This is a genomic window from Longimicrobium sp., assembly GCF_036280135.1.
Taxonomy (GTDB): Bacteria; Gemmatimonadota; Gemmatimonadetes; order Longimicrobiales; family Longimicrobiaceae; genus Longimicrobium.
In genome coordinates this window covers 1-16,878 of the sequence record NZ_DASURI010000196.1, presented here as the reverse complement: position 1 = coordinate 16,878, position 16,878 = coordinate 1, and the positions used below count along the sequence as shown (strand labels likewise).

The following is a 16,878-nucleotide window of genomic DNA, read 5'->3' as shown; positions in this document are numbered from 1 at the left end:
CTGCTCATCAGCGAGACGGAGTACCGCCACCAGGTGGAGGGCGACATCGAGCCCTTCCGCGGGCTGCTGCTGGCGCTGTTCTTCATGACCATCGGCATGGAGATCGACGTGCGCCTGCTGCTGGACAACGCGGGCATTGTCGTGGCCGGGCTGCTGGCCGTGGTGCTGGTGAAGACGGCCGTCATCACGGGGCTGGCGCGGCTCTTTGGCCAGCCCACGGGGACGTCCGTCTACGTGGGGTTCAGCCTGGCGCAGGGCGGCGAGTTCGCGTTCGTCCTCTTTACCCTGGCCATGACGGGCGGCGCGCTGTCGGAGGGCGTGGGCGGCCTCGCGCTGCTGGTGGTGGCCATGTCCATCGCCGTCACGCCGCTGCTGCTGCGGCTGGGGCGCACGGCATCGGAGCGGCTGCGGCGGGCGGGCGCCGGCGACATGGGCGACCTGGACCGCGAGGCGCGCGACCTTCGCAAGCACGTCCTCATCCTGGGGCTGGGCCGCGCCGGGCGCACGGTCGTGCGCGTGCTGGAGGCGCACGGGACGGAGTACGTGGGGCTGGACCTGGATCCCGACACGGTGGCGAGCGACCGCGAGCGGGGGCTGCCCGTGTTCTACGGCGACGGCACGCGGGCGGAGGTGCTGCGGGCGGCCGGCCTGTCCCGCGCCGCGGGCGTGGTGGTGACGCTGGATGACCCGTCGTCCGCCACTCGGGCCGTGCGGGCCATCCGCGCGGAAGATTCCGACATCCCCATCATGGTGCGTGCGCGCGACACGGGGCAGTGCGGCCCGCTGGCCGTCGCGGGCGCCACGGGTGTAATCCCGGAGCTGGTGGAAGGCAGCCTGCAGCTGGGCGGGCGGATGCTGCTGGCGCTGGGCGAGTCCCGCGACGAGGTGGACGCCGCCCTGGCCGACCTGCGCGAGAACAGCTATTCGCGACTCATCGACCTGCCGGCGCCCAGCGGTGGGTCGGCAGACTCCGAGCCCGCCGCCGTGGCCGCCACCTCCGCGGACGTGGGGACGGAGGCGCTCGGCACACGGGCCCTGTAGCGCGAGCGGCTGGATCGGGCGGATTGGGCGGATCGAGGCGGATCGGGTCGAGGCGGGTCGAGACGGATTGGGCGGATCGAGGCGGGTCGAGGCGGATCGAGGCGGATCGAGGCGGATCGAGGCGGATCGGATCGGATCGGATCGGATCGGATCGGATCGGGTCGAGGCGGGTCGAGGCGGGTCGAGGCGGATCGGAGCGGATCGGAGCGGATCGGAGCGGATCGGCGCGGATCGGGATGGATCGGGATGGATCGGGATGGATCGGGATGGATCGGGATGGATCGGGATGGATCGGGATGGATCGGATCGGATCGGATCGGATCGGATCGGGATGGATCGGCAGATTCCGTAGCGGAGGTACGGAGTCCGCGCCGGAGCGAATGAATTCGCCGCTGGAACGGCACGAAGTCCGCCTGCGCGGACTGCCCCAGCAAAAGGCCGCCCCGGTGCACCGGGGCGGCCTTTGATGCGGTTGAAGCCCTGTTCGCAGAGCGCGTCAGCGCGAGACAGGGCTTATGGTGGTCCCAGCGGCGGGTTCACCCGCTCAGGCCGGGAGCCCGCCTCCGGCTCCGATCCCGGACCGGCGTGATCCGCCGTTGCAGGCTGTCCCCTGTCCCCCGCCGTTCCGGCCGTTCTACTCCCCCCGCCGGTCCGCGATGGCCTCGATCCGCGCCACGATCTTCTCCCGGTGCTCCTCGCCGCGCAGGATGATCAGGATCGTGTCGTCGCCGCCCAGCGTGCCCACGATCTCGGGCCATCCCTCCGCGTCGATGGCCACGGCGATGGGCTGCGCGCCGCCCACGAGCGTCTTGAGCACCAGCAGGTTGCCCACGCCGTCCGCGCCCACGTACAGCGCCGGCAGCAGCCGCCCCAGCGTGGGCGACGTGTCCGCGCCGCCGGAAGGGATGGCGTACGCGCTGCCGCCCTGGCCGTCCGGCGCCTTGACCAGCCCCAGCGTGCGGATGTCGCGCGAGAGCGTGGCCTGCGCCACCTCGATCCCCCGTTCGGCCAGCAGCTCGCGCAGGGCCTCCTGCGAGGGGACGCGGCGGTTGCGGATGAGCTCCAGGATGGCGGCGTGTCGGGGCAGCTTCACGTGTCTGGACGCGCGGATTGAGGTCGGTCTGGGCAGAACGCGCAATATACGCCCGTTGCGGCGCCGCGACCAACGGCAGCTGCTTTCTCACGCGGAGGGAGCAGGGGCAGCAGCGTACCCCGGTAGGGCGCGGGGACCGAGATCCTGCCGTGGATCCGACCTCGCGACGGTCAGTCCGCGGGGCGCGCGTCCAGCTCGGCGAGCAGCTTCTTGGGGGCGACGGCGCGATACGAATCCTCCAGCCGCTCGCGCAGGTCGTCCGGCGTGGCGGCGGACAGGCGTGCCAGCACGTACTCGTAGTCGCGGTAGTGGTCCGTGACGTGGAACACCTCCGGGCGCGCCTCCACCAGGTACGCCCGTTCGTAAAAATTGCAGCGCAGCACGAGCGTGTCGCCGTCCTCGCGCAGGCGGACGAACGTCTTGCGCCGCACCTGGAACGCCGGCGTGCCGTACGACGTACCCTCTTCCACGCCGGGCAGCGCCAGCGCCATCCGCCGCACCTCGTCGAACGTCATCCGCACCTCCGGGCTGGTTAAAGGCATCAATCCGCGCCGGATGATACGGGGCGGAGCCGCGCGGCACCATTTTTCGCGGGTTTGCGGTGCTGCGCGCGAGTGGGCGAAGAAATTGCTTCCCGTGAGGAACGGCTGCGCGCCAACGCCCCGGGACCGGCGCGCATCGAACAAATTGCCGCCCGCGAGGCGTGCACGGTGGCAATCCGCCGCGCAAAGGTGTAGGCTGTCCGCTCGCGGCGCCGCGCCTGCCCCGCGAACCCCGTCCCAAGGCCATGCGCGCGTGGCCGAGTATCATTCGAGATTTCGCGAGAGAGTAAGGAGAGTCCAGTGCCCTCCAAGAGCCGTTCCCGCCACAACCCCGTTCTCCTGTTCGGGCGCAACTTCCTCAAGCATCCGCGCATGCTGGGCAGCGTCATTCCCAGCTCGCGCTTTCTGATTCAGCAGGTGCTTGCCCCGGTGGACTGGAACCGGGCCCGCGTTCTGGTGGAGTTCGGCCCCGGCGTGGGCACCATCACCAAGGACATCCTCAAGAAGATGCACCCGCAGGCCCGGCTCATCGCCATCGAGATGAACCAGGACTTCGTGGGCTACCTGCGCGAGACCATCCACGATCCGCGCTTCGAGGTGGTCAACGGCTCCGCCGCCGACATCGGCACGGTGCTGGCGGACCGCGGCCTGGGCAGCGCGGACTACGTGTTCAGCGGAATCCCGTTCAGCACCATGCCCGAGGACGTGCGCGTCTCCATCGTGCAGAGCACGGCCGACGCGGTGTCCAAGGACGGCGCGTTCGTCGTGTACCAGTTCTCGCCCAAGGTGCGGTCATACCTGGAGCGCGCGTTCGCCAGTGTGGACGTGGGATTCCAGGCGTTGAACGTGCCGCCCGCGCAGGTCTTTGTCTGCCGCCCGCACCGCAACGGCAACGGCCGCGGCAAGTGATCCGCACCGGGTGATCTCACGCGTGCCGCCGTCCTGAGCCGACGCGGGGGAGCAGCCCCTCGTCGACTCGCGACCTCCCCCGCCCGCGCGGGGGAGGTTTTGTTTTGCGGGTGCGGCGGGTCGGCGTGACGCAACGGATTCAGACAGGCGGATCGAATCCACCTTCCACCCGGGATGGCCGAGATCCAGCCGGAGCGGGTAAACCCGCCGCAACGACTGCGGAAAGCCTCACAAACTGCGTGAGGCTTCAACAGACCGGGGGCGGCGTCGGTGCACACCGGCCGACCTTCGCTGGGGCAGTCCGCGCAGGCGGACTTCGTGCCTTTCCAGCGGCGAATTCATTCGCTCGTCTCGGAGCCGGCGCCGCTGCATCTCCCCATCCTCCCCATCCTCCCCATCCTCCCCATCCTCCCCGTTATCCGGCCGCGACACGGGCGCGCTGTTCAACGGACGGCGCGTGGTTTACATTATCCGCCATTCAGAGACGTTTCCGCTGCTCCGCCCCGGCCGCGCGCTCCGCGCGTCCGATCATACTCCCCATTCCGCTAAGCAGGTGTCCTGATGATCCGTCGTCGGTTCTCCCGCGCCGTGCACGCCCTCGGCGCGCTCCTGCTCCTCGCCGGCACGGGCGCGTGCGAGGCGCCATCCGGTGCGCAGCGCACCCTGACGGGCGTGGACGGCCCGTCGCTGGTCGTCATCCCCGGCAAGGGCACGGCCGCCACGCTGGACGTGGCCAGCTGGAACATCGAGTGGTTCGGCTCCACGGGGGGCGGGCCCACCAACGAGACGCTGCAGTCGCAGAACGCCCGCGACGTCATCCTGGGCACGGACTTCGACATCTGGGGCGTGGCCGAGATCACGGACCAGACGGCGTGGAACAACCTGGAGTCGCAGCTCACGGGCTACACGGGCTTTTTGGCCGGCGAGTCCGTCGTCACCAGCGGGTCCACCTACTACAGCGCCGGCGAGCAAAAGGTGGGCATCCTGTACCGCAGCAGCATCGCCACGCTGCTGGGCGCCAAGGTCATCCTCACGGCCAACGACACGGACTTCGCCGGCCGCCCGCCCCTGGAGGTGCGCCTGCGCGTGACGCTCAACGGCACCACGGAGGACGTCGTCGTCATCGTGCTGCACATGAAGGCCTTTGACGACCTGGCCGGCTGGCAGCGCCGGCAGGCCGCGTCCACGGCCCTCAAGACGTACCTGGACACCACCTGGCCCACGCAGAAGGTGATCGTCGTGGGCGACTGGAACGACGACGTGGACACCAGCATCACGTCCGGCCAGGCGTCGCCGTACCAGAACTTCGTGAGCGACGCGGCGGACTACGCGTTCCCCACCCGCGCGCTGTCGCTGGCCGGCGTAACGTCCACGACGAGCTTCAGCGACATGATCGACCACCACCTCAACACCAACGAGCTCAACGCCACGCTGGTGGCCGGCAGCGCCGAGGTGTACCGGGTGGATTCGTACATCTCCAGCTACGACGCCAGCACGAGCGACCACTATCCCGTGCTCAGCCGCTACACCTTCGGCAGCGGCACGGGCGGCGGCACGGGGAGCGTGACGGTCACCTCGCCCAACGGTGGCGAGTCGTGGGCCGGCGGCAGCACGCAGGCCATCACCTGGACGTCGTCGGGCGTGACGAACGTCAAGCTGGAGTACACGCTGAACGGCTCCACGTGGAGCGTGATCTCCAGCACGGCCGCGTCCGCCGGCAGCTACGCCTGGACGGTGCCCAGCTCCGCGACCACGACGGCCAAGGTGCGCGTGACGGACGCGTCGGCCGCGACGGTGACGGACGCGAGCAACGCGAACTTCACCATCACCACGTCCACGACGCCGGCCAACGTGATCATCAACGAGATCATGGCCAACGAGCCGGGGAGCAACACGGCGGCGGAGTTCGTGGAGATCGTGAACGTGGGCGGCACCTCCATCTCGCTCGCCGGGTGGACGCTGAGCGATGGCGCGGGGGTGAAGCACACGTTCGCGGCGGGCACCACGCTGGCGGCGGGCAAGGCCATCGTGGTCTACGGCGGATCGGCGGCGATCCCGTCGGGGATGACGAACGCCGTGGCGGCGTCCACGGGGACGCTGGCGCTGGGCAACAGCGGCGACAGCGTGATCCTCAAGAACGGGACGACGACGGTGAACAGCTACACGTATCCGTCGTCGCTCAGCGGCACGGACGGCGTGTCGATGAACCGCAGCCCCGACGCGACCGCGACCGGCACCTTCGTGCTGCACACGGCGCTGGGCTCGCTGACCTCCTCCGCCGGCACGCGCGCCAACGGCACCGCGTTCTGAACGGCGGGCTGCGGGTACGAGGGTACGTTGATCGGATGATGCACATCGGCCCCGCGCGTCGCGTTGACGCGCGGGGCCGATGTGTTTGGCGGGATGCCGGCGGTCCGACGGCGCGGATCTGATGTGCACCGATCGCCGTGCGCCGAGTCGATGGGCGTCGATCAATTCGTGCCCGTGATCGCCGTCCCCGCGCCGAGCGAATGAATTCGCCGCTGGAAAGGCACGAAGTCCGCCTCCGCGGACTGCCCCAGCGAAGGTCGGCCGGTGTGCACCTGTGCCCACCACACCGCCGGGTGACAGCGTGCGTTGGCGGTTGAAGCCCTGTTCGCAGAGCGCGTCGGCGCGAGACAGGGCTTACCGCTGTCCCAGCGGCGGCTTTAGCCGCTCAGGCTGGGGCGGTGCCGCTCAGGCTGGGGCGCCGCCGCCCTGCGCGGAATCGCCGCCCTGCGTATCGGCCGGCTCCGCCTTCGTCGGCGCCTCGCCGCCCAGTTTGCGGACGACGTCGTCGATCTCGTGGGTGCCGTCGATGACGAACACCACACCGGGCGTCTGGATCACGTCCGGCAGCGGCGTGCCGGGCGCGGGCTCGCCGGACAGCGTCATCAGCCCCGCGTGGTCCGTGCCCAGCTCCAGCTCGTCCGCCGAGCCCAGCATGCCCTGCGACTCTTCGCCGCGCAGCTTGCCCCGCTTGATCTTGACCCCGTTGGGAAGCGTGACGCCGCTGCGGATGACGGGGTAGTACGCGCCCGCCGTCACGTTGCTGGCGCCGGTGACGATCTGCAGTGTCTGCTCCGATCCGTCGTTCACCACGCAGACCTTCAGCCGGTCGGCGTTGGGGTGCTGCGTGACGGACTCCACGCGCGCCACCACCACGGGCCGCAGCAGCTCCGCCAGCGGCACGGTGCGCTGCACGTCGAAACCCGCGGCGCGCAGGCGCTCGGCGATCTGCTCCGGGTCGTCGGGAAGGGACGGGACGCGGTGGCGGAGAAGGGTCTGGCTGACGTTCACGGGACGGCTCCCTCGGCGGTTCGGGTGATTGCGTGCGCCCCAACCTATCCGCTCCACCCACGCCCGGCGAGTGATGATGCATCCGGTGCTGATCGACAGCCCCCATTCCCGACGATAGATTTTCATCCGCAACGCAGGGTTCCCGTCCCACTCCCCCCCTTTGGAGATCGTGATGCGCAAGCTGACGCTGGACCTGGAAGCACTGAACGTGCAGGCGTTCGAGACCACGCCGCGCCCGGAGACGTCGCGCGGTACCGTGCACGGGCACAACTCGTACGACCGGCCGTGCTCCATGGAGTGCCCCAGCATGTACAACGAGGCCACCACCTGCCAGGTCTCGGACCTGGGCAGCTGCGTGGCGACCTGCGCCTCGTGCGTGGCGAGCTGCTATGGTCCCGCCACGTGCGTGACGTGCCAGGGCACTGCCTGCGAGGAGCCCTGGTAAGCTCCGTTCCGCGGTGATGAAACGGCTCCCCGTCCAGCAAAGGGCGGGGAGCCGTTCCGCATGGCTTCCAGGGCCGGTTTGCGGATGCGGAGCGCCCGCGGTAAGCTGTGCGCGCGATTTGGACCCGAGAACCGTACCGAGTTTTCCTGGAGACCGTAGTGGAGCAGGCCCAGAAAGAGCAGATCGAGCGTCACCTGCACGCGGCGCGCAAGATCATGCACGACGCGCTCAAGCAGTGCCGCGAAGAAAAGATCAACCCCGCGGCGGTGGCCCAGGTGCTGGGCGAGAACGCGGTGATGCTGATGATCCGCAACTTTGGCCCCGACGCCGGCAAGCACTTCAGCCGCAGCCTGGCCGAGGAGGCCACACGGATGGCGCACTTCTACAAGACCGAAGTGCAAAAGCCGGCGGACTGATCCACGTCCGCGAGTCCCTGCCGAGCGACTGAAGTCGCCGCAACGACCGCGGAAAGCCTCACAAACGGCGTGAGGCTTCAACTGATGGAACTGCAGATCGGCTTCGCCCCAGCAACCGCAGTTCTCCCCCTCCCTCGCGAAGCGGGGGGGGAGGGGGCCCTTCGCGGGGGAGAGAGTACCCGCTCACACGCTCCAGCCCCGGAGCCCGGGACGAAGTTCTTCCCTCTCCGCGAGGAACGATCGGGGAGGGGCGGGCGGCTCCCGGCGCGAACCACTTCACCGGATGATCCCCGTCCGCCCATCGGCCCCGGCCCTCCCACGAGGTGCCGGGGCCGATCCGCTGATCCGTATCCGTATCCGCAGCCGCGTGACTGCGCCCCCTCACGAGCCCGCGATTCCCGCACCCCGGGCACCCCGCCCGACGGGCCCCGCCCGCCATCGCCCGCTATTCCCTATTCCCTATTCCCTATTCCCTATTCCCTGCCGTTCCGGGCTGGCGTGCAACTTGAATTCGCGCCCTTGCAGAGTCCGCATTCCGCGCACTCGAGACACCCCCCCGACTGACCGATGAACGATCGGAGCTCCACGACGGATGGGCACCCCGAGGAAGCCCGCAGCACGTCCCGGCTGCCGGGCACGGCGGCCAGCAACGACGCGGACATCCCCAATCCCACGGAGCTGCAGTACCACCTGTTCGTGGAGCGGGTGCGCGACTACGCCATCTTCCTGATGGACCCCAACGGCATCATCAGCCACTGGGGCGAGGGCGCCACGCGGATGAAGGAGTTCACCCCCGAGGAGGTGGTGGGCAAGCACCTGGGCATGCTGTATCCCCCCGGCGGCGCCGAGGACGGCAAGCCCGAGGACCACATCCGCATCGCCAAGGAAACGGGCGAGTACGTGGGCGAGGGCATGCGCCTGGCCGGAAGGCGCGGCCTGTTCCCCGCCCGCGTCACGCTCACGGCGCTGCGCCGCGACGGCCGGCTGATCGGATTTTCCAAGGTCACGCAGGACATGACGGAGCAGCGGCGCGTGGAAGCGCGGCTGCAGGAGGCCCTGCGCGCGGCCGAGAGCGCCAACGCCGAAAAGTCGCGGTTCCTGGCCACCATGAGCCACGAGATCCGCACGCCCATCAACGCCGTGCTGGGCTACGCCGACCTGCTGCACCTGGGCATCAGCGGCACGCTCAACGAGGCGCAGCGGGGATACGTGGAGCGCATCCGCGCCAGCGGCAGCCACCTGCTGACCCTGATCGAGGACGTGCTGGACTTCGCGCGGGTCGAGGCGGGGCGGATGGACGTGCACGCCGAGCAGCACCCCGCCGCCGACGCGGTGGAGGCCGCGCTGGGCCTGATCCGTCCGCAGGCCGCCGCCGCGGGGCTGGAGGTGGAGGTGGCGTGCGGCGCGGACGTCACGTACTGGGCGGACGAGCGGCGCGTGCGGCAGGTGCTGGTGAACCTGCTGGGCAACGCCATCAAGTTCACCCCCGCCGGCGGGCGCATCCGCGTGACCTGCGGCCGCGCGCGCCCCGCTCCCGACGCCGTGCTGCCCGAGCGCGGCGAGGACGCGTGGACGTTCATCCGCGTGGAGGATTCGGGGATCGGCATTGCCGCGGAGCAGATGGGGACGGTGTTCGAGCCGTTCGTGCAGGTGGACAGCGCGCTCACGCGCGTGCACCAGGGCAGCGGCCTGGGGCTGGCCATCAGCCGGCGCCTGGCCCGGCTGATGGGCGGCGACCTGACCGTGCGCAGCCGCGAGGGGCAGGGCTCCGCCTTTTCCCTCTGGCTGCACGCCGACGCGCCCGCGCCCGACGTGCGCGCGGACGAGACCGGGCGCGTGCCGGGCGCCTCGCTCACGCGCGTGGGCCACCACCTGAGCGTGAACGCGCCCCCCATCGTGCGGGCGTACACGGAGCGCCTGCGCGTGGACCCCGTGACCCCCGCCGCCCGGACGCGCACGCGCTCGGAGCTGGAGGACCACATGGGCACGCTGCTCACCGACCTGGCGCAGACGCTGGTGCTGGTGGAGGAAGACGGCCCCGACGCCCCCGAGACGGCGCACGACGGCAGCGACGTGCAGCGCCTGCTGGCCGAGCGCCACGGCCGCCAGCGCCGCCGCCTGGGGTGGAGCGAGGAGGGGCTGCGGCGCGACTACGAGATCATCCGCGAGGAGGTGGAGACGGTGCTGCTGGCCGCCCACGAGGTCGCCACGGAAGACGCCCTGCGCGAGGCGCTCCCCATCATCCAGCGGCTGCTGGGACGTGCCGCGAACATCTCCCTGGAAGCCTACCGCACCGCGGGAGGCGACGGCCCGTAACGAGCGGCGCAGGTCGGCGCGCCGGCCCGCGCGCGTCCGTTGCCGGGTGCGGGGGCCGGGTCAGGCCGTGGGAAAGCGTCCGGCGTACTTCTGGATCCACTCCGCGGCCGCCTGCTGCGCGTCGAGCTCGCGGCCTTCCTGCTCGTGGACGTCCTTGCGGTACTTCTCGATGGTGCACACCTGCTCCACCATCCGCGCCCGGAACGTGTCGGCCGCGTCCAGGAACTGCACCCCCACGAGGTAGCGGTCGCCCTCGGGCCGGCACCACACCACGCGCGCGTGCGCCTCGAACGGCGGGTCCACCTCGGGGATGCGCACCTCGATGGTGCCTTCCGCGTCCAGGCACGCGTCGGAGACGAACGCCAGCCCGCCCTCGCTCACGTTGGTGCCGTGCTGCACGACGGCCTGGGCCCCCGGCACGGCCCGCACCTCGATGGGCACGTCCGCCGTGTGCCGGATGAAGCGGCGGGGATTCGTGGCGGTGTCGGTCATGCCGCGTCCGCCAGGGCCAGGGCATCGTTCGCGCGCTCCACGAACGCGGCGATCGACTGGACGATGGAATGCGCGGCGAAACGAGTCGCGGCCTGGGGGGGGATCTTCCGCAGGAACGCGTCGCGGTCCATCCCCACGTCCGCCAGCAGCCGGTCCAGCACGGCGCGCGGGCGGAACTCGCCTTCGATCTTCTCCCGCTCCGTGAGCTCCCGGCCCAGGATGCACGCCAGTGCGTCGTGATCGCTGAACAGCACCGCCTCCACCTGTGGAACGGCCATCAGCACGTCGGCCGGGCATCCCGGAAAGTCACCGGCCGGCACGAGGTAGCGGTAGGTGGATTCCTGCTCCCAGATGTTCTCCGGCTCCACGGAGTCGGAATCCAGAACCACGATCACCGGCTCGTTCCACTCGTGCAGCACCGTGTTTCCCCGCAGCGCGGCACCCGTCTTACGGCCGCCCTGCAGGACCCCGTGCTCGGGCAGGTCCAGGGTGGCCAGCAGCTGCTTCAGCAGGTCGGCGTTGAACGGAGTCTCGGCCATGACCCAGGGCATCATCGTCTCGCCTCCCGTGAGATGTCGTACTTCATCATCCCGTGTTCCACACTGTGTCGGTGGCGCATCACCAGGCCTCTTGAAAGATCCTCGTGCTCGAGATGGTACGCAATGTCGTTACCATCCCAGAGCAGGATGGCCTGCGGCGCAACGAACCTGCCCAGCACGGTCGCCTGCAGCGTGAATCCGCCGCGACTGAACAGCAGCCCGATTGCGCCGCCCGGCCGGCTGAGCAGCTGGTTCCGCAGCTTGGCGATAGCGCCGATGCTGAGCGGCGCCGCCGTGTCCTTGCACTCCACGATGCACGACAGGCCGTGCACGTGCACCGCGCCGTCGATCTGCTCCACCACCTCGTTTCCGACACGGACCACGTAGGGCCAGACGACCTCGGCCCCGCTGAGCTCGAAGGCGCGCAGCACCAGGTGCTCCAGGGCGCGGCCGGGCGGCCAGCCGGCGGCGGTGCCCTGCTCGATCTCACGCCACAGCCGCCGCAGGCCGGGCCAGCCCAGCTGCCGTGCGCGGCGCACGTACTCCACGGACATCGTCCCCCCGGCTCCAAGGCGAACGTGGGTGTTCATCCTGTTCGGAACGCAACGGTAACTGAACAAAGAATCCAGGTCCATTGGGGAGCGGAAATTCGTCGGAAAGGTGTCTCCCGGGCGGCGCCAAAGGGGCTGGCACTTGCGCGGACGGACCGGGTGCGTTATCCTCCTCGTCGCACCTCACGGGTGCCGCGGCGAGTTGCAGCGATTGCTCCGCGTTATAAATGTGCTAAACCGCTCGCGGGGGCCCCGCAGCGGATGGTACGCTGCGGGGCCCCGTTCGTTTTTGAGAATCGACTGGATCCCGGCCCGGGAAGTCCCCGGGCGGCGCGAGCGCTTTGACCGACAGCTTGGCGGGCTCGCACCAGCAACGGGAGATCGCCTAAAGCGTCGACGGGCCTGCCGTCCTGACCGACGGCCGGCCCATTTTTGTCGGTCCCATCACCGTTCCAACCGCGAGACCCGAGCATGAGCACCGTTCTCCCCGAGACCGAAGCCCCGGCGGCCGTCACCTACACCTTCACCAGCGAGTCGGTGTCCGAGGGGCACCCCGACAAGGTGTGCGACGCCATCGCCGACAGCATCCTGGACGCGCACCTGGCGCAGGATCCGGCCAGCCGCGTGGCGTGCGAGGTGCTGGTCAAGGAGAGCAACGTGGTGCTCGCCGGCGAGATCACCAGCAACGCGCAGGTGGACCTGGACGCCGTCGTCCGCGAGGCCATCCGCGAGATCGGCTACACGGACGCCGACCAGCCCTTCCGGGCCGACGACGTCGCCATCACCTCGTTCCTGAGCGCGCAGGCCGGCGAGATCGCCCAGGGCGTGGACGTGGAGACGAGCCTGTCGGGCGACCAGGGCGCGGGCGACCAGGGCATCATGTTCGGCTACGCCACGGACGAGACGCCGGAGTACATGCCGCTGCCCATCCTGCTGGCCCACCGCCTGGCCCGCGTGCTGGCCCAGCACCGCAAGGCCGGCACGGTCAGCTGGCTGCGCCCGGACAGCAAGACGCAGGTGTCGGTGGTGTACGACGGCAACACGCCCGTGGCCGTGACCGACGTGCTGGTGAGCACGCAGCACACGGCGGACGTGGAGCGCGACGCCATCCGCCACTTCGTGGCCACGACGGTCATCCCCGAGGGGCTGGGCGGCTGGTACAGCGACGAGCTCAAGATCCTCGTGAACCCCACCGGCAGCTTCGTGCAGGGCGGCCCGTCGGCCGACGCGGGTGTGACGGGGCGCAAGATCATCGTGGACACGTACGGCGGCATGGGCCGTCACGGCGGCGGCGCGTTCAGCGGCTAGGACCCGTCCAAGGTGGACCGCATCGGCGCGTACTTCTGCCGCTTCGTGGCGCGTGAGATCGTCCGCGCGGGGCTGGCCAAGCGCGCCGAGGTGCAGGTGGCGTACGCCATCGGCATGGCGCAGCCGGTCTCCGTGAAGGTGGACACGTTCGGCACGGGCGACGCCCGCGCGGCGGCCGAGTTCGTCAAGAACGGCTTCGACTTCCGCCCGCGCGCCATCATCGAGCGGCTGGACCTGCTGCGTCCGTTCTACCGCGAGACCACCAACTACGGCCACTTCGGCAAGGCCGAGCTGCCCTGGGAGCAGGCGCGCTGAACGGCGTGCTTGACAGGCTTCGCCCCGCGAAGCCACTGTAGGAAAGACGGGCGCGGCTGATCCGCCGCGCCCCAACGTGGAATCGAACCGACCGAGCGACTGACGATGGCCCTTCGCGCCGCGACGATGTGCATGTGCTGCATGTGTCTGTGCGTCCTCCCCCCGGGAGAGACGGACGGGCGCGCGCGTGCATGCAGGTCGCACGACAGCGCGAGATAAGCCGGACGCACCTCGGCTGATCGAACCCGCCCGGCCCTCTCCCCACGGAGAGGGCCGGGCTTTTTTTCGTCCGCACCACACCATTCGAGAACGGAGCAGAAGCAGATGAGCATCATCGACCAGGACGCGCCCGCCAAGCTGGGACTGGGCACCCGCGCCGTGCACAGCGCGCAGGAGATCGCCGACCCGGCCACCAACGCCCGGGCCGTGCCCATCTACGCCACGACGTCGTACGTATTCAACGGGCCGGACCACGCCGCCAGCCTGTTCGGACTCCGCGAGTTCGGCAACATCTACACGCGGATCATGAACCCCACGACGGACGTGTTCGAAAAGCGCATCGCCGAGCTGGAGGGCGGCACGGCGGCGGTGGCCGTGGCCAGCGGGCAGGCCGCGCAGACGCTGGCCCTGCTGAACCTGGCGCAGGCGGGCGACAGCATCGTCGCGTCCTCCTCGCTCTACGGCGGCACGTTCACGCTGCTCAAGTACACGCTGGGCCGGCTGGGCATCACCACGCGCTTCGTGGACGGCAACGATCCGCAGTCCTTCGCGGACGCCATCGACGAGACGACCAGGGCGGTCTACGTGGAGACCATCGGCAACCCGCGGCTGGACGTGCCGGACTTTCGCGCCATCGCCGATGTGGCGCACGCGGCGGGCGTCCCCGTCGTCGTGGACAACACCTTCGCCACGCCCTTCCAGTTCCGCCCCATCGAGCACGGCGCCGACGTCGTCCTCCATTCGGCGACCAAGTGGATCGGCGGACACGGGACGAGCATCGGCGGCGTGGTGGTGGACGGCGGCACGTTCGACTGGGCCAACGAGCCGCGCTTCAAGGACTTCTACGTGGACCCGGAGCCGGCGTACCACGGCCTGAGCTTCGCGCCCACGTTCGGCAACATCGCGTTCGCCATCCGCCTGCGCGTCCTGCTCCTTCGCGACGTGGGCGCGGCGCTCTCCCCGTTCAACTCCTTCCTCTTTCTGCAGGGGCTGGAGACGCTGCACCTGCGCATCCAGCGCCACGCCGAGAACGCGCTGGCCGTCGCGCGCTTCCTGGAAGGCCATCCCGCCGTCACCTGGGTGAGCTATCCCGGCCTGGAGTCGCATCCCACGCACGCCACGGCGAAGCGGTACCTGGAGGGCGGGTTCGGCGGCGTGCTGACGTTCGGCGTCCTCGGCGGGGAAGATGCGGCGAAGAAGGTGATCGCGGAATCGAAGCTGTTCTCGCTCGTGGCCAACGTGGGCGATGCCAAGAGCCTGATCATCCACCCGTGGAGCACCACGCACGAGCAACTGGAGCCGGAAGAACGCGCCGCGGCGGGCGTGACGCCGGACCTCATCCGCCTCTCCGTCGGCATCGAGGACGTGCAGGACCTGACCAACGACCTGGACGCGGCCCTGCGCGCCGCGGTGGGCCTGTGAGCGCCGATCCGGTCCTCGTCCTCAAGTTCGGCGGCACGTCGCTGGGGTCGCCCGCGCGGGTGCGGCGGGCGGCCCGGCGGGTGGCGGCGCACGTGCGGCGGGGGCGTCGCGTGGCCGTGGTCGTGAGCGCCATGGGCCACGCGACGGACCGCATCGTCCGCCTGCTGGGCGCCGTCTCCGCCGGCGTGCGGCCGGACCCGCGCGAGGCGGACCGCGCGCTGGCCACGGGCGAGGACCTGTCCGCCGCGCTGCTTGCCTCGTCGCTGGCCGGACTCGGCGTGCCCGCGCGCAGCCTGCGGGGCGGGGAAGCCGGCGTGTGGGCGAAGGGCGGGTTCTGCGGCGGGCGCATCGAGGACGTGGATCCCGCGCCGCTCCAAACTCTGCTGGCGGCGGGCATCGTCCCCGTGGTCAGCGGCTTTCAAGGCGCGCGCGACGACGGGGAGACGCTCACGCTGGGACGCGGCGGATCGGACACGAGCGCGGTGGCCATCGCGGCGGCGCTGGGCGCGGACTGCCACATCGTGACGGACGTGGAGGCCGTGTACGACCGCGATCCCAACCGCCACGCGGACGCGCGGCGCATCGGCGAGATCGACCCGCTCGCGCTCCTCGTCCTGGCGGAGGGCGGCGCGACGGTCGTCCACCCCGAGGCGGCGCGGCTGGCGCTCGTCCATCGCGTGCCGTTGCGCGTCTACTCGCATCGCGCGCCGCTGTCGGGGCGCGGCGGCACCGTCGTGCGCGAGGCGGCGGTGCTGGAGGAGGCCGCGTGAGCGCGCGGGCGCTCCGGCTGCAGCGCGTGGGCGACTTCGCGCTGGAGAGCGGCGAGGTGCTGACGAACGTCGTCCAGGCGTACCACCTGGACGGCGCGCTGAACGAGGCGCGGGACAACGTGGTGCTCGTCTTTCACGCGCTCACGGGCAGCGCCGACGCGGCGGGCGACTGGTGGACGGACGCCATCGGGCCGGGGCGGACGATCGACACGGATCGCTACGCCGTGCTGTGCGCGAACCTGCTGGGCGGGTGCTACGGGACGACGTGGGAGGGGACGGCAGGAACTGCAGGGAATAGGGAACAGGGAATAGGGAATAGCGGGCAACTGCCGTCGGATGATCCGCCGATTCCGCGCATCACCACGCGGGACCAGGCGCGGCTAATCCAGGGGCTGCTGGACGAGCTGGGGATCACGTCCGTGGCGCTGGCGACGGGCGGATCACTGGGCGGGATGGTGGCCATGGAGTGGGCCGCGCAGAACCCGGACGTGGCGCGATCCGTCGCCATCTTCGCCGCGCCGGCCGCGCACTCGGCGTACGCCATCGCGTGGAACCACATCGCGCGGCGCGCCATCCAGCTGGGCGGCGCGGACGGGCTGGAAGTGGCGCGGATGATCGGGATGATGACGTACCGCACGGCCGACGAGCAGGCGCGGCGATTCGGCCGCGAGCGGAATGCGGACGGCGGATGGAGCGTCGGCGGATACCTGGACCACCACGGACGCAAGCTGCGCGGCCGGTTCACGGTGCGCAGCTACCTGGCGCTGCTGGGCGCGATGGACTCGCACGACGTGGGCGCCGGGCGCGGCGGCGTGGCGGCGGCGCTGGGCGCCATCCGCGGACAGCTGATCGGCGTGGGCATCCCCGGCGACCTGCTGTACAGCGCGGACGAGGTGCGCGCCTGGACGGACGCCGCCGGCGCCGAGTACCGCGAGATCCGCTCGATCACGGGCCATGACGCGTTCCTGCTGGAGTCGGAGCAGGTCGCCGCCATCCTGGAGGAGGCGCTGCGCGCGGGCGAGCTGGCGGCGGTGTGAGGTCGAGCGATCAGCGTGAGCGAATGAATTCGCCGCTGGAAGATCGCGAAATCCGCCTGCGCGGATTGTCCGTCACGGGCGAGTGCCACGCCGCCGGCCAGCGCCCATGCAGTTCTCCCCCTCCCCCGCGGAGCGGGGGCAGGGG

The 16,878-nt window shown here is 70.5% G+C and carries 15 protein-coding genes and 1 pseudogene; 10 read left to right on the top strand and 6 right to left on the bottom strand.

The window, feature by feature from the left end; genetic code table 11:
* Window positions 1-1,041 (top strand): NAD-binding protein (locus tag VFZ20_RS05720; protein ID WP_329682876.1); only part of this gene is annotated, 1,041 nt, incomplete at its 5' end.
* Between the two features lie 634 nt (window positions 1,042-1,675).
* Here the strand turns inward: VFZ20_RS05720 and VFZ20_RS05715 are convergent.
* Together VFZ20_RS05715 and VFZ20_RS05710 are read right to left on the bottom strand one after the other, a co-directional pair.
* A complete protein-coding gene (locus VFZ20_RS05715; protein ID WP_329682875.1) occupies window positions 1,676-2,134 on the bottom strand; it encodes a hypothetical protein in 459 nt (152 codons plus the stop codon).
* 170 nt (window positions 2,135-2,304) lie between these two features.
* Entirely contained in the window at window positions 2,305-2,649 is a 345-nt protein-coding gene (locus VFZ20_RS05710; protein ID WP_349264069.1) for an MmcQ/YjbR family DNA-binding protein, read from the bottom strand.
* A 327-nt stretch (window positions 2,650-2,976) separates the two neighbouring features.
* On the opposite strand from VFZ20_RS05710, the gene VFZ20_RS05705 reads away from it, so the two are divergent.
* Together VFZ20_RS05705 and VFZ20_RS05700 are read left to right on the top strand one after the other, a co-directional pair.
* Entirely contained in the window at window positions 2,977-3,585 is a 609-nt protein-coding gene (locus tag VFZ20_RS05705) for a class I SAM-dependent methyltransferase (protein WP_329682873.1), read from the top strand.
* 561 nt (window positions 3,586-4,146) lie between these two features.
* Window positions 4,147-5,895 (top strand): lamin tail domain-containing protein, encoded by a 1,749-nt coding sequence (locus tag VFZ20_RS05700; RefSeq protein WP_329682872.1) that lies wholly within the window; start codon window positions 4,147-4,149, stop codon window positions 5,893-5,895.
* A 405-nt stretch (window positions 5,896-6,300) separates the two neighbouring features.
* Here VFZ20_RS05700 and ytpR read toward each other — a convergent pair whose 3' ends face one another.
* A complete protein-coding gene (gene ytpR / locus VFZ20_RS05695; protein ID WP_329682871.1) occupies window positions 6,301-6,903 on the bottom strand; it encodes a YtpR family tRNA-binding protein in 603 nt (200 codons plus the stop codon).
* Between the two features lie 172 nt (window positions 6,904-7,075).
* Between ytpR and VFZ20_RS05690 the strand changes: the two genes are divergently transcribed.
* The 3 genes from VFZ20_RS05690 (at window position 7,076) to VFZ20_RS05680 (ending at window position 10,080) form a co-directional block, all read left to right on the top strand.
* Window positions 7,076-7,348 carry a hypothetical protein gene (locus tag VFZ20_RS05690; protein WP_329682870.1) on the top strand — a complete coding sequence of 91 codons (273 nt, stop codon included), beginning with the start codon at window positions 7,076-7,078 and terminating at the stop codon, window positions 7,346-7,348.
* 158 nt (window positions 7,349-7,506) lie between these two features.
* Window positions 7,507-7,764 (top strand): hypothetical protein, encoded by a 258-nt coding sequence (locus VFZ20_RS05685; RefSeq protein WP_329682869.1) that lies wholly within the window; start codon window positions 7,507-7,509, stop codon window positions 7,762-7,764.
* Window positions 7,765-8,331: 567 nt separating this feature from the next.
* Window positions 8,332-10,080, top strand: a complete 1,749-nt coding sequence (locus tag VFZ20_RS05680; RefSeq protein ID WP_329682868.1) for a PAS domain-containing sensor histidine kinase — start codon at window positions 8,332-8,334, stop codon at window positions 10,078-10,080.
* A 60-nt stretch (window positions 10,081-10,140) separates the two neighbouring features.
* Here VFZ20_RS05680 and VFZ20_RS05675 read toward each other — a convergent pair whose 3' ends face one another.
* From VFZ20_RS05675 to VFZ20_RS05665, 3 genes are read right to left on the bottom strand one after another with little or no spacing between them, the layout of a single operon-like run.
* Window positions 10,141-10,572: a PilZ domain-containing protein gene (locus VFZ20_RS05675; RefSeq protein ID WP_329682867.1), complete on the bottom strand. Its 432-nt coding sequence runs from the start codon at window positions 10,570-10,572 to the stop codon at window positions 10,141-10,143.
* Window positions 10,569-11,126, bottom strand: a complete 558-nt coding sequence (locus VFZ20_RS05670; protein ID WP_329682866.1) for a hypothetical protein — start codon at window positions 11,124-11,126, stop codon at window positions 10,569-10,571. Before VFZ20_RS05670 ends, VFZ20_RS05675 begins: the two co-directional genes overlap by 4 nt.
* A complete protein-coding gene (locus tag VFZ20_RS05665) occupies window positions 11,123-11,701 on the bottom strand; it encodes a restriction endonuclease (protein WP_329682865.1) in 579 nt (192 codons plus the stop codon). The genes VFZ20_RS05670 and VFZ20_RS05665 overlap by 4 nt, the downstream gene beginning before the upstream one ends.
* Window positions 11,702-12,133: 432 nt before the next feature.
* Here VFZ20_RS05665 and metK point away from each other — a divergent pair.
* The 4 genes and pseudogenes from metK to VFZ20_RS05645 all read left to right on the top strand — a co-directional run bounded on the left by metK (window position 12,134) and on the right by VFZ20_RS05645 (window position 16,733).
* Window positions 12,134-13,285, top strand: a pseudogene (gene metK, locus VFZ20_RS05660) (methionine adenosyltransferase).
* Between the two features lie 324 nt (window positions 13,286-13,609).
* Window positions 13,610-14,926 carry an O-acetylhomoserine aminocarboxypropyltransferase/cysteine synthase family protein gene (locus tag VFZ20_RS05655; protein ID WP_329682864.1) on the top strand — a complete coding sequence of 439 codons (1,317 nt, stop codon included), beginning with the start codon at window positions 13,610-13,612 and terminating at the stop codon, window positions 14,924-14,926.
* On the top strand, window positions 14,923-15,696 hold the full coding sequence (locus VFZ20_RS05650) for a hypothetical protein (protein ID WP_329682863.1): 774 nt from the start codon (window positions 14,923-14,925) through the stop codon (window positions 15,694-15,696). Before VFZ20_RS05655 ends, VFZ20_RS05650 begins: the two co-directional genes overlap by 4 nt.
* Window positions 15,693-16,733 carry an alpha/beta fold hydrolase gene (locus VFZ20_RS05645; protein WP_329682862.1) on the top strand — a complete coding sequence of 347 codons (1,041 nt, stop codon included), beginning with the start codon at window positions 15,693-15,695 and terminating at the stop codon, window positions 16,731-16,733. Before VFZ20_RS05650 ends, VFZ20_RS05645 begins: the two co-directional genes overlap by 4 nt.
* Window positions 16,734-16,878: the final 145 nt, after the last annotated feature.

Bases quoted from the DNA above. Each gene is read 5' to 3' on its own strand.
- VFZ20_RS05710 (WP_349264069.1), bottom strand. From the start codon at position 2,649: ATGACGTTCGACGAGGTGCGGCGGATGGCGCTGGCGCTGCCCGGCGTG.
- VFZ20_RS05700 (WP_329682872.1), top strand. From the start codon at position 4,147: ATGATCCGTCGTCGGTTCTCCCGCGCCGTGCACGCCCTCGGCGCGCTC.
- VFZ20_RS05690 (WP_329682870.1), top strand. From the start codon at position 7,076: ATGCGCAAGCTGACGCTGGACCTGGAAGCACTGAACGTGCAGGCGTTC.
- VFZ20_RS05680 (WP_329682868.1), top strand. From the start codon at position 8,332: ATGAACGATCGGAGCTCCACGACGGATGGGCACCCCGAGGAAGCCCGC.
- VFZ20_RS05675 (WP_329682867.1), bottom strand. From the start codon at position 10,572: ATGACCGACACCGCCACGAATCCCCGCCGCTTCATCCGGCACACGGCG.
- VFZ20_RS05670 (WP_329682866.1), bottom strand. From the start codon at position 11,126: ATGATGCCCTGGGTCATGGCCGAGACTCCGTTCAACGCCGACCTGCTG.
- VFZ20_RS05665 (WP_329682865.1), bottom strand. From the start codon at position 11,701: ATGAACACCCACGTTCGCCTTGGAGCCGGGGGGACGATGTCCGTGGAG.
- VFZ20_RS05655 (WP_329682864.1), top strand. From the start codon at position 13,610: ATGAGCATCATCGACCAGGACGCGCCCGCCAAGCTGGGACTGGGCACC.